10 protein-coding genes are annotated in these 11,656 nt (G+C 68.7%); 8 read left to right on the forward strand and 2 right to left on the reverse strand.

The genetic code is table 11. From position 1 onward, the window contains the following. Window positions 1-160 precede the first annotated feature (160 nt). The 8 genes from M3190_RS14270 to M3190_RS14305 all read left to right on the forward strand — a co-directional run bounded on the left by M3190_RS14270 (window position 161) and on the right by M3190_RS14305 (window position 9,662). Window positions 161-1,273, forward strand: coding sequence for a mannose-1-phosphate guanylyltransferase (locus M3190_RS14270; RefSeq protein ID WP_251583146.1), 1,113 nt, complete (start codon window positions 161-163; stop codon window positions 1,271-1,273). Between the two features lie 176 nt (window positions 1,274-1,449). After that, entirely contained in the window at window positions 1,450-2,571 is a 1,122-nt protein-coding gene (locus M3190_RS14275; RefSeq protein WP_251583235.1) for a BMP family lipoprotein, read from the forward strand. 113 nt (window positions 2,572-2,684) lie between these two features. After that, a complete protein-coding gene (locus M3190_RS14280; RefSeq protein ID WP_251583148.1) occupies window positions 2,685-4,199 on the forward strand; it encodes an ABC transporter ATP-binding protein in 1,515 nt (504 codons plus the stop codon). After that, window positions 4,196-5,503, forward strand: coding sequence for an ABC transporter permease (locus M3190_RS14285; RefSeq protein ID WP_251583149.1), 1,308 nt, complete (start codon window positions 4,196-4,198; stop codon window positions 5,501-5,503). Before M3190_RS14280 ends, M3190_RS14285 begins: the two co-directional genes overlap by 4 nt. Next, the gene (locus M3190_RS14290) at window positions 5,500-6,786 is read left to right on the forward strand and encodes an ABC transporter permease (RefSeq protein WP_251583151.1); all 1,287 of its coding nucleotides are present in this window, start codon (window positions 5,500-5,502) and stop codon (window positions 6,784-6,786) included. The genes M3190_RS14285 and M3190_RS14290 overlap by 4 nt, the downstream gene beginning before the upstream one ends. A gap of 49 nt (window positions 6,787-6,835) precedes the next feature. Next, window positions 6,836-7,234 carry a cytidine deaminase gene (locus M3190_RS14295; protein ID WP_251583153.1) on the forward strand — a complete coding sequence of 133 codons (399 nt, stop codon included), beginning with the start codon at window positions 6,836-6,838 and terminating at the stop codon, window positions 7,232-7,234. Beyond that, on the forward strand, window positions 7,231-8,523 hold the full coding sequence (locus M3190_RS14300; protein WP_251583155.1) for a thymidine phosphorylase: 1,293 nt from the start codon (window positions 7,231-7,233) through the stop codon (window positions 8,521-8,523). The genes M3190_RS14295 and M3190_RS14300 overlap by 4 nt, the downstream gene beginning before the upstream one ends. A 23-nt stretch (window positions 8,524-8,546) precedes the next feature. Beyond that, window positions 8,547-9,662 carry an adenosine deaminase gene (locus M3190_RS14305; RefSeq protein ID WP_251583157.1) on the forward strand — a complete coding sequence of 372 codons (1,116 nt, stop codon included), beginning with the start codon at window positions 8,547-8,549 and terminating at the stop codon, window positions 9,660-9,662. 326 nt (window positions 9,663-9,988) lie between these two features. Here the strand turns inward: M3190_RS14305 and M3190_RS14310 are convergent, their stop codons facing one another. Continuing rightward, window positions 9,989-11,152 (reverse strand): mannitol-1-phosphate 5-dehydrogenase, encoded by a 1,164-nt coding sequence (locus M3190_RS14310; RefSeq protein WP_251583159.1) that lies wholly within the window; start codon window positions 11,150-11,152, stop codon window positions 9,989-9,991. After that, window positions 11,149-11,589: a PTS sugar transporter subunit IIA gene (locus M3190_RS14315; RefSeq protein WP_251583161.1), complete on the reverse strand. Its 441-nt coding sequence runs from the start codon at window positions 11,587-11,589 to the stop codon at window positions 11,149-11,151. The genes M3190_RS14310 and M3190_RS14315 overlap by 4 nt, the downstream gene beginning before the upstream one ends. Window positions 11,590-11,656 lie beyond the last annotated feature (67 nt).

Genomic DNA, 11,656 nt, shown 5'->3' on the forward strand with positions numbered 1-11,656 from the left:
CATCGTCGCAAGCGGGCGCACCGACCATCCTAAGCGGCGCTGAAGGTGGCGGGCGAGGAAGGGGAGCCTTAGAACATATTGATCACGGCCGTCCTCTCGGGACCGCGCCCGTCACGCGGACGGAACGGGGGCGTCACGACCGGCCGATAGGGTTCGGACCATGGTCGAACACATCGAGGACTTCTACGCCGTGATCCCCGCCGGGGGCGTCGGTTCACGTCTGTGGCCGCTCTCGCGCGCGGACGCGCCGAAATTCCTGCACGACCTGACCGGATCCGGGCACTCGCTGCTGCGCGACACCTGGAACCGACTGGAACCTCTGACCGGTCCCGACCGCATCGCGGTCGTCACCGGTCGTGCGCATCGCGCGGCGGTCGAGGCGCAGCTGCCCGGCATCCCCGACAAGAACGTCATCCTCGAGTCCGAGCCGCGGGACTCGGCGGCCGCGATCGGTCTCGCGGCGGCGATCCTGCACCGTCGGCATCCGGACGTCGTCATCGGCTCCTTCGCGGCCGACCACGTCATCCGCGGGTCGCGCGTCTTCGAGTTCGCGGTGCGCGACGCCGTCGAGGTCGCCCGCGAGGGGTACATCTGCACGATCGGCATCCAGCCCACGGAGCCGGCGGTTGGATTCGGGTACATCAAGCGGGGCGGCGAGCTGATCGTCGACGGGGCGCGGGATGCCTCGCTCGTGGAGCGCTTCGTCGAGAAGCCCGACCTCGAGACGGCCAAGACCTACGTCGCCGATCGCTCCTACCTCTGGAACGCGGGCATGTTCATCTCGCGGGCAGACGTGCTGCTCGCCGAGATCGAGGCCAACAACCCCGCCCTGCACGCCGGGCTCATCGAGCTCGCGGAGGCCTGGGACGACCGCGACCGGCGAGGACCGGCCGTCGACCGCATCTGGCCCACGCTCGAGAAGATCGCCATCGACTACGTCGTCGCCGAGCCCGCCGCCGAGAAAGGCCGGCTCGCCGTCGTGCCGGGTCATTTCGACTGGGACGATGTGGGGGACTTCGCCAGTCTCGCGAAGCTCAACTCGGGAGGGCGCACCGACCTGGCGATCCTCGGTAAGAACGCGCGCGTGCTGTCGGACCGGGCGAGCGGCATCGTGGTGTCGCAGACGAGCCGTGTCATCAGCATCATCGGGGTGAAGGACATCGTCGTGGTCGACACGGACGACGCGCTCCTGGTCACCACCGCGGAGCACGCGCAGCGGGTGAAGAGCGTCGTCGATGCTCTCAAGGTCACCGGCCGCGGAGACGTCCTCTGATCCGAGTCGTGCTGCGTTCGCAATTGCGCAGGATGCCGCTCCCGTGACGAGATGATTGCGGCTTTGTAACCATTCCGACGTACGGCCTGATCACGCTGCGTCCTCGACGTCACAGTAGGTAACTTCGGATGCGCACGCCCGCGAAGTCCGCGGGCTCCCTTCCCGTGGAGGCACTTTTGACCATCTCGAACCCGAAGAAGCTTGCCGGCATCGCCGGCGCTGCGCTTCTCATCGCGGCCCTCGCGGGCTGTGGCACCGCGCCCGAGCCGGGCTCGTCCGCGGCTCCCGGCGCATCCGGTGACGTCGTCGAGGGCTTCAAGCCCTGCCTGATCTCCGACGCCGGCGGCTGGAACGACAAGTCCTTCAACGAGTCGGCCAAGAACGGCATGGACCAGGCCGCAGAAGAGCTCGGCGTCGAGCCCCTCGAGTTCGAGTCGACCAACGACAACGACTACGAGCCCAACATGACGACGGCGATCTCCGAGGGCTGCAGCCTGATCGTCTCCGTCGGCTTCAAGCTCGCTGCCGCGACCGTCGAGGCGGCCAAGGCCAACCCCGACCTGCAGTTCGCGATCATCGACGACTACGCAGACACCGACCAGGACGGCGCGACCGACGCCGACAACATCAAGCCCCTCGTGTTCAACACGGCCGAGGCGGCGTACCTCGGTGGCTACGCGGCCGCTGCATGGTCGGCTCAGTCGGGTGTCAACAAGGTCGGTACCTTCGGTGGTCTGCAGATCCCCTCGGTCGCTGTCTTCATGGACGGCTACGCGCTGGGTGTCGAGAAGTACAACGAGGACAAGGGCGCTGACGTCCAGCTCTTCGGTTGGGATGTCGCGGGCCAGAAGGGCGCCTTCACCGGTGGCTTCGACGCGAACGACACGGCCAAGCAGACCGCTCAGTCCGTGCTCGACCAGGGCGTCGACGTCATCCTCCCGGTCGGCGGCCCGATCTACCAGAGCGCCGCAGCAGCCATCAAGGACAGCGGTGAGGACACCCTGATGCTCGGTGTCGACAGCGACCTCGCCGTCGCCGACGACAGCGTGGCGGACATCACGCTGGTCTCGATCATGAAGGCGATCGACGTGGCCGTCCACGACGCGACCGTCGCTGCAGCCGGGGGCGAGTTCGACGCTGCACCGTACATCGGCACGCTCGAGAACGAGGGTGTGAAGCTCTCCGAGTTCCACGACTTCGAGTCGCAGCTGCCTGAGGGTCTCGCCGACGAGCTGACCGCTCTGCGCGACGGCATCATCGCCGGCGACATCACGGTGGAGTCGAAGAACTCGCCGTGATCTGACGTACGGGCACTCGGGGCGGGCAGCGCGCAGCTGCCCGCCCCGAGTGCCGTTAGCTGAACATCGGATGGCGGGCCTGCCTCTCAAGCCCGCCGGATAGGGTGCCTTGTATGAAGCTCGAGCTCCGCGGAATCACGAAGAGATTCGGCAGCCTCGTCGCCAACGACCACATCGACCTCGTGGTCCAGCCGGGGGAGATCCATGCTCTCCTCGGCGAGAACGGCGCCGGCAAGTCCACGTTGATGAACGTCCTCTACGGCTTGTACCGCGCTGACGAGGGCGAGATCGTCCTGGACGATGTGGTCCAGAATTTCCGGGGGCCTGGCGATGCCATGGCCGCCGGGATCGGCATGGTGCACCAGCACTTCATGCTCATCCCCGTTTTCACTGTGGCTGAGAACGTGATGCTCGGTCACGAGAAGACCCGAGGTCTCGGCCGCCTCGATCTGCAGCAGGCACGCGAGCACGTGCGCGCCGTCGCCGACCGGTTCGGCTTCCAGATCGACCCCGACGCGCTGGTGGGGGACCTCCCCGTCGGTGTCCAGCAGCGCGTGGAGATCATCAAGGCCCTGTCGCGCGACGCGAAGGTCCTCGTCTTCGACGAGCCCACCGCCGTTCTGACGCCGCAGGAGACCGACGAGCTGATGGGCATCATGCGCCAGCTCCGGGACGAGGGAACCTCCATCGTCTTCATCACCCACAAGCTCCGTGAGGTCCGCGAAGTCGCCGACCGCATCACGGTCGTCCGCCTCGGCAAGATCGTGGGCACGGCGTCGCCCACTGCGACCAACGCCGAGCTCGCTTCGCTGATGGTCGGCCGAGCCGTCGAGCTCACCGTCCAGAAGGACGCGCCTCGCGTGGGAGAAGGCGGACTCGAGGTCCGCGCCCTGCGCGTTCTCACCCCGACCGGAGCCATCGTCGTGGACGACGTGTCGTTCGACGTCCGGCCGGGTGAGATCCTCGCCGTGGCGGGCGTGCAGGGCAACGGCCAGACCGAGCTCGTCGAGGCGATCGTGGGGCTCGCCGCACGGACGGAGGGCTCCATCCGCCTCGACGGCACGGAGCTGGTCGGGATGAGCGTCCGCGGCATCCTCGATGCCGGTGTGGGCTTCGTGCCCGAGGACCGCAAGGAAGACGGACTCGTCGGCGGCTTCTCCGTCGCCGAGAACCTCATCCTCGATCGCTCGACCGATCCCGCGTTCTCCCGCGCCGGCACGATCCGTCGCTCCGAGTTGGATGCCTTCGCCCGTGCGCGCATCGAGGAGTACGACATCCGCACCCGCGGGCCGGAGACTCCTGCGGGCACCCTCTCCGGCGGCAATCAGCAGAAGGTCGTGATCGCCCGCGAGATGAGCCGCGAGCTGAAGCTGTTCGTCGCCGCCCAGCCCACGCGCGGCGTCGACGTCGGATCGATCGAGTTCATCCACAAGCGCATCGTCGAGACCCGCGACGCCGGCATCCCCGTCGTCGTGGTGTCGACCGAGCTCGACGAGGTGACCGCCCTCGCCGACCGCATCGCCGTCATGTACCGCGGTCGCATCGTGGGGATCGTCCCCGGCGACACGCCCCGCGAGACCCTCGGCCTGATGATGGCCGGCGCAACCGACCCGGAGGTGGCCGCATGAGCGGCACGACGCCCGGCGCCGCAGATGCGGCGCGCCCTGTGGAACAGCTGCCTGCTGCGAAGGGCCCGCTCGCGGGGGACAACGCCCCGTCCCCCACACGGACGGACGTGTTCTTCCGAGAACTGATGCGCGGCAGCGCCGTGACCACCGTTCTCGCCATCGTCCTCGCGATGATCGTGGGTGGCATCCTCATCGCCGTCACCAACGAAGACGTCCAGCGCACGAGCGGCTACTTCTTCGCGCGTCCGACCGACACACTCGTCGCGGTGTGGAACTCGGTCTACAACGGATACGAAGCGCTGTTCCGCGGCGCTGTCTTCAACCCGCGCGTCGACGACTTCGCCACGCAGATCCGCCCGCTCACCAACTCGCTCGGCTTCGCGGCACCTCTCATCGCAGCCGGTCTGGGCGTCGCCCTGGCATTCCGGGTGGGACTGTTCAACATCGGCGCCCGCGGGCAGATGCTCGTCGGTGCCCTGTTCGCGGGCTTCTTCGCCTTCAACCTCGACCTGCCGCTGCTGATCCACCTGCCGATCACGCTGCTGGCCGGCATCCTCGGCGGTGCCATCTGGGGCGGTATCGTCGGGGTGCTCAAAGCCAAGACCGGGGCGCACGAGGTGATCCTCACGATCATGCTCAACTACGTGGCGTATTACCTGCTGCTGTGGATGCTGCGGACGCCGGGCCTCCTGCAGGCGGAGGGGAGCAACCAGCCGCAGTCCCAGCCGACCCCGGCGAGCGCGCAGTTCCCCGATCTCCTCGGTCCGACCTTCCCTCAGCTGGACTGGGGCTTCATCCTGGTCATCGTCGCGACCGTCTTCGTCTGGTGGCTCGTCGAGCGCTCCAGCCTCGGTCTGCGGATGCGCGCCGTCGGTGAGAACCCGCACGCCGCGCGCGCCGGCGGCATCAATGTGGAACGCATCTACGTCTACGCGATGCTGTTCGCCGGAGGACTCGCGGGCCTCGCGGCCATGAACCAGATCCAGGGGAACGTGACCTCGGGCTTCGCCGCCACGATCGACGCCGGCATCGGTTTCGACGCCATCACGGTCGCGCTCCTGGGACGCAGCCGGGCATGGGGCACCTTCGCCGCCGGCATCCTCTTCGGCGCCCTCAAGGCGGGATCGTTCTCCATGCAGGCGCAGGGCATCCCCGTGGACATCGTGCTCGTGGTGCAGTCGCTCATCGTGCTCTTCATCGCCGCGCCCCCTCTGCTGCGTGCGGTGTTCTTCCTTCCCAAGACAGAATCCGAAAAGGCCGACAAGGCGCGAGCCAAGGCCGCGAAGAAGGCGGTGGCGGCATGAGTGCTCCGGCTCCCGCAGTAGAGGCCGACGGCACGATCCAGCTGGCCGTCGTCAAGGAGAGGCACTTCAAGGTGCCGATCGTCTTCGGCGCCGTCGTGTTGCTCCTGGCCGTGCTGTTCCTCGTGGTCCCGCGCGGCGTCACGTCGGCGTTCCGCCTGGGCGACCCGACGTCGTCGATCGCGCTCCCCAACGTGGAGGTCCCGACCGGAGCAACCAGCTGGGGTGTCGTGGTCGTCCTCGTGCTCCTCGCGGGTCTCGCCGCGTGGAACGCCTGGAACTACCGCCGCACACCGCTCTGGTTGACGGCGCTGTTCGCCGTGCTCGCGGTGTTCGCGTTCCTCGTGTGGGCGGCTGCCGGCGGGCTGGTCCCGGTGACGAGCCTGTTGTTCGGCGCGGTCTCGCTGTCGGTGCCCCTCGTCTTCGGTGCGCTCGGCGGCGTCATCGGCGAGCGAGTGGGTGTCGTGAATGTGGCCATCGAGGGGCAGCTGCTCCTCGGCGCGTTCTCGGCGGCTCTGCTGTCGAGCATCACCGGCAACCCGTTCGTCGGACTGTTCGGCGCCATGATCGGCGGTGTGCTGGTCTCGTTCGTCCTGGCCGCGTTCGCGATCAAGTACCTCGTCGACCAGGTGATCGTCGGTGTCGTGCTCAACGTGCTGGTGACGGGGCTCACCGGTTTCCTCTACGGCGCGCTCCTGGTTCCGAACGAGACCGAGCTGAACCGTCCCGAGCGGTTCGGGCGCATCGAGATCCCGCTGCTCAGCGAGATCCCCGTCATCGGTCCGGTCCTGTTCAATCAGACCTTCATCGTCTATCTGATGTACATCACGGTGGCGATCGTGGCGTGGGGCCTCTACCGGACCCGTTGGGGCCTGCGTCTGCGCGCCGTGGGTGAGCACCCGCAGGCGGCGGACACCGTGGGGATCAAGGTCAACTCGACGAGGTTCTGGAACGTCTCGCTGGCGGGCGCGATCGCCGGCATCGGCGGCGCGTACTTCACCCTCGTCTCCGTCCCGCAGTTCGGCAAGGAGATGACCGCAGGTCTCGGCTTCATCGCGCTGGCCGCCGTCATCTTCGGACGGTGGGATCCCATCCGGGCGACACTCGCTGCCCTCCTCTTCGGATTCGCGACGAACCTGCAGAACCTCCTCACCATCCTGGACACGCCGATCCCGAGCGAGTTCATGCTGATGCTGCCCTACGTCGTGACCATCCTCGCGGTCGCTGGCTTCGCCGGTCAGATCCGAGGCCCCGCCGCGTCAGGAAAGCCCTACATCAAGGGCTGACCGGGATGCCGCGAGCCGCGGCATCCGCCAGAACTACGAAGGAAGAGTCGTGACCGACATCGATTGGGACGAGCTGCGCACCGCGGCCGTCGAGGCCATGGAGAAGGCGTACGCGCCCTACTCCCGTTACCGCGTGGGCGCCGCAGCGCTCGTGAGCGACGGGCGGATCGTGACCGGCTGCAATGTCGAGAACGCTTCCTACGGCGTCGGCCTGTGCGCCGAGTGCGGGCTCGTCGGCAACCTGCACATGACCGGCGGCGGCGAACTCGTCGCCTTCGTGTGCGTCAACAACGACGGCGAGACGATCATGCCGTGCGGACGGTGCCGGCAGCTGCTCAACGAGTTCGCGATCCCCGGGATGCTGCTGGAGACCGTGTCCGGCATCCGCACCATCGACGAGGTCCTCCCGGACGCCTTCGGCCCGCGTGACCTGGAGGCCGCCCGATGAGCCAGGTCGAGCCCTTCGACGCGGTCGACGTCATCCGCACCAAGCGCGACGGGGGAGCGGTCCCCGAGGACGCTCTGCGCTGGATGGTCGACGCCTACACGCGCGAGTACGTCGCAGACTCGCAGATGGCCGCCTTCGCGATGGCGGTTCTCCTCAACGGGATGAGCCGGGACGAGATCCGCGTCATGACCGACGCGATGATCGCCTCGGGCGAGCGGATGAGCTTCGCCGGTCTCGGCAAGCCGACGGTCGACAAGCACTCCACCGGCGGCGTCGGTGACAAGATCACTCTTCCGCTCGCGCCGCTCGTCGCGTCCTTCGGTGTGGCAGTGCCGCAGCTCTCGGGTCGCGGCCTGGGTCACACCGGGGGCACCCTCGACAAGCTCGAAGCCATCCCAGGGTGGCGCGCGGCGCTCAGCAACGACGAGATGGTCGCGCAGATGCGGGACGTCGGCGCGGTCATCTGCGCCGCCGGATCCGGCCTCGCCCCCGCCGACAAGCGGCTCTACGCGCTGCGGGACGTCACCGGCACCGTCGAGGCGATCCCGCTGATCGCCTCGAGCATCATGTCGAAGAAGATCGCCGAGGGCACCGACTCTCTCGTCCTCGACGTCAAGTTCGGGTCCGGCGCGTTCATGCAGGACGTCGACAAGGCCCGCGAGCTCGCCCGCACCATGGTCGCCCTCGGCACGGATTCCGGTGTCGCCACCACAGCTCTGCTCACGGACATGAGCACACCGCTCGGCCTCGCGATCGGCAACGCGAACGAGGTCCGCGAGTCCGTCGAGGTGCTCGCCGGCGGCGGTCCCGCGGATGTCGTCGCGCTGACCGTCGCGCTCGCCCGCGAGATGCTCGCCCTCGCCGGCCATCCCGACGCGGACGTCGAAGCCGCGCTGAAGGACGGTCGTGCGATGGACTCGTGGCGCCGGATGATCCAGGCGCAGGACGGCGACCCGGATGCCGCGCTCCCGACCCCGCGCGAGACCCACACCGTCACCGCGACCGAGTCCGGTGTCGTCACGAGGCTGGAAGCCCTCCCGTTCGGGATCGCCGCCTGGCGCCTCGGCGCGGGCCGCGCGCGTGCGCAGGACCCTGTCATCCACGCCGCCGGCATCGACCTGCACGTGAAGCCGGGCGACGCCGTCACTGCTGGACAGCCGCTGTTCACCCTGCTGGCCGACGATGAGAATCGCTTCGCGCGGGCTACCGAGGCGCTCGAGGGCGCCTGGGAGATCGGTGCGGAGGCACCGGCATCCACTCCGCTCGTCCTCGAGCGCATCACCGCCTGACCCCCTCACGACAGGACTCCACCATGGCCATCGACCAGCACGGCGACGCGAAGCTCGAGGGCGTCTCGATCCGCTCGCTCCCCAAGGTCTCGCTGCACGACCACCTCGACGGTGGGCTGCGCCCGCAGACGATCATCGAGATCGCCGACGAGGTCGGGGTCGACGTCCCCGAGGCGGCCGCCGACGACCTCGCCGACTGGTTCGAGGACCAGTCCGACAGCGGGTCCCTCGTCGACTACCTGAAGACCTTCGATCTCACGATCGCCGTCATGCAGACCCGCGAGGGGCTGCGCCGTGTCGCGAAGGAGTTCGTCGAGGATCTCGCCGCCGACGGTGTCATCTACGGCGAGGTCCGCTGGGCCCCCGAGCAGCACCTGCAGGGGGGCCTGAGCCTCGATGAGGTCGTCGAAGCCGTTCAGGAGGGCATCGAGGAGGGCGAGGACGCCGTCGAGGCCTCGGGCCGCGACATCCGTGTCGGCCAGCTCATCAGCGCGATGCGTCACACCGACCGGTCGTTGGAGATCGCCGAGCTCGCCGTCCGCCACCGCGGACGCGGCGCGGTCGGGTTCGACATCGCCGGTCCCGAGGCCGGGTTCCCGCCGTCGAACCTGCGGCCGGCGTTCGACTACCTGGCAGCCGCCTTCTTCCCGGCGACGGTCCATGCCGGCGAGGCCGCGGGGCTCGACTCGATCCGCTCGGCGCTCATCGACGGACGCGCGCTGCGGCTGGGTCACGGCGTGCGCATCGCCGAGGACCTCGACGTCGTCGCGGAGAAGGGCGAAGAGGTGCAGGTCCGCTTCGGCGACCTCGCCCGGTGGGTGCGCGACCGCGAGATCCCGCTGGAGCTCTCGCCGTCGTCGAACCTGCAGACCGGGGCCATCGCCAAGTGGGGGACGCAGCTCGAGGACCACCCCTTCGACCTGCTGTACCAGCTCGGGTTCGCGGTCACCGTGAACGTCGACAACCGGACGATGAGCCGGACCTCGCTCACGCGCGAGCTCTCCCTGCTCGCCGACACCTTCGAGTACACGCTGGATGACCTCGAGGCGTTCCAGCTGAACGCGGCTGCTGCCGCCTTCCTCACCATCGAGGAGCGCGAGGAGCTCATCGAGCTCATCGGCGAAGGCTTCTCGGCCTGACGTCGGGATCGTGCGGTCGGACGCCGACTCCTCAGATCCTGTCGCACCGGCCGCCGCTCGAGACTCGTTCACGGCCGGAGCCGGCGAAGACGACCTCGGATCCTGGCATCCACACGATCGCACCGGTCAAGGGTGCGTCGAGGACCCATGCCGTTCGGTGGGACGACGGCGCTGGGGGATCGCGGGCCTGGCCGGCCTGCTGCGCAGAAACTCCTCGGGCGGGAGGGCGCCGACTCCTCGAGTCCGGCTCGTCGGTGGCTGGTCAGGACGCTGAGGTGCCTCGACTGTCACAGATGGAGGAGTCACGGCGGACCCGCCGGCGCACGCTACGCGCTGTAGACGCCGAGCTCGGTCTGCCGCTGCGCCACCGCCTCCTGGACGCGTCCGAAGAGCGGATGCCCGGGCTCGAGGCCCGTGACCGAGGCGGTGAAGGCTGCGGCATCCTCGGTCCGGATACGCTCCTGCAGTTCGACCGCCTGCGGGTCGGCAGCGTCCTCGAAACGGAGCGCGGCCGAGATCGCGGCGACGAGGCCGTCGACGGAGAGTCCGCGCTCGGCGGCGGCCGACGCGGGGCCGACGAAGCGCTCGTGGCGGGAGAGCTTGCGGAGCGGCTGCCGGCCGACGCGCTGCACGGTGTCGGGGAGGGATGCGTTCGAGAACCGCTCGAGGATCGTCGCGCGGTAGCCGGCCAGCTCGTCGGCGTCGAGGCCGTGCGCAGCCGACAGGAACGCCGAGGTCTCCTCGAGTGCCTGCTCGACCTTGGCACGGATGCCGGTGTCGGCGAGGGCGTCTGAGATCCGGGTGATGCCGGCGACGTAGCCGAAGTAGGCGGTCGCCGCGTGGCCCGTGTTGACCGTGAACAGCTTCCGCTCGATGTAGGGAGCGAGATCGTCGACGAAGTGCGCGCCCGGGATGTTCGGGAGATCACCGCCGAACGGTCCCTGCTCGATCGCCCACTCGAAGAAGGGCTCGACCGTCACGTCGACGCCTGCGCCGTCGGGCTGCCCCGGGACGATGCGGTCGACCGCGGTGTTCGCGAACACGGCGCGAGCCGAGAGGTCTCCCCACGCATCGCCGGCGAGCTTCTCGATCTCGGCGCGGAGGGTGTCGGTCGCCCCGATCGCGTTCTCGCACGCCATGACCTGCAGCGGCTTCGCGTTCGCGTCGCGACGCGCGAGACCCTCGAGGATGTGGGGCGCGACGAACGGCAGGATGTTCGGTCCGACCGCGGTCGTCACGACGTCTGCGGTCGCGACCTCTTCGGCGACCGCATCGGGGTCGGCTTGGCTGTTCAGGGCGCGGAAACCGGTCACGGTCTTGTCGCCTCCGCCCGGCCCCACCTCGTGGACGGTGTACTCGGATGCCGCGTTGATGGTCTCGACGAGGGTGGGCGCGACGTCGGAGAAGACGAGGTCGTATCCGCCTTCGTGGAGCAGGAGGCCGACGAATCCGCGGCCGATGTTGCCGGCGCCGAAGTGGACCGCCTTCATGCGTCGTTCACCGTGGAGAGCAGCTGGTAGAGCTCCTCCGGGGTCTGGGCAGCCTTGAGCTTCGCGACCTCGTCGTCCTCCGAGAACAGGAGCGCGATCTGCGACAGGATCTCGAGGTGCTCGTCGCCCTTGCCGGCGATGCCGACGACGAAGGTGACGGGCTCCCCGGCCCAGTCGACGCCGCCGTCGTAGCGCACGAACGATAGGGCGGACTCGAGGATCGCGTCCTTCGTCTCGTTGGTGCCGTGCGGGATGGCGAGTTCGTTGCCCATGTAGGTCGAGACGGCGACCTCACGCTGCTGCATGGCGTCGAAATAGGCGCCGGTCACGGCCCCCGACGCCTCGAGGATGTCGGCGGCCTCCTTCATCGCCTGCTCCTGCGTGGCGGAGCCGGAGTGGATGCGGATCTGGCCGAGGGTGAGGACGTCGCGAGCCATGGTTTTCTCCTTCTGGGAACTGTGTGGGGGAAAAGCGCTGCGGGGCCGGGACCATTGTCTCCGACCC

Source organism: Microbacterium oleivorans, assembly GCF_023715745.1.
Classification (GTDB): domain Bacteria; phylum Actinomycetota; class Actinomycetes; order Actinomycetales; family Microbacteriaceae; genus Microbacterium; species Microbacterium oleivorans_D.

Coding starts and splice junctions, on each gene's coding strand:
- M3190_RS14280 (WP_251583148.1), top strand. CDS start 2,685: ATGAAGCTCGAGCTCCGCGGAATCACGAAGAGATTCGGCAGCCTCGTC.
- M3190_RS14315 (WP_251583161.1), bottom strand. CDS start 11,589: ATGGCTCGCGACGTCCTCACCCTCGGCCAGATCCGCATCCACTCCGGC.
- M3190_RS14290 (WP_251583151.1), top strand. CDS start 5,500: ATGAGTGCTCCGGCTCCCGCAGTAGAGGCCGACGGCACGATCCAGCTG.
- M3190_RS14270 (WP_251583146.1), top strand. CDS start 161: ATGGTCGAACACATCGAGGACTTCTACGCCGTGATCCCCGCCGGGGGC.
- M3190_RS14305 (WP_251583157.1), top strand. CDS start 8,547: ATGGCCATCGACCAGCACGGCGACGCGAAGCTCGAGGGCGTCTCGATC.
- M3190_RS14285 (WP_251583149.1), top strand. CDS start 4,196: ATGAGCGGCACGACGCCCGGCGCCGCAGATGCGGCGCGCCCTGTGGAA.
- M3190_RS14310 (WP_251583159.1), bottom strand. CDS start 11,152: ATGAAGGCGGTCCACTTCGGCGCCGGCAACATCGGCCGCGGATTCGTC.
- M3190_RS14300 (WP_251583155.1), top strand. CDS start 7,231: ATGAGCCAGGTCGAGCCCTTCGACGCGGTCGACGTCATCCGCACCAAG.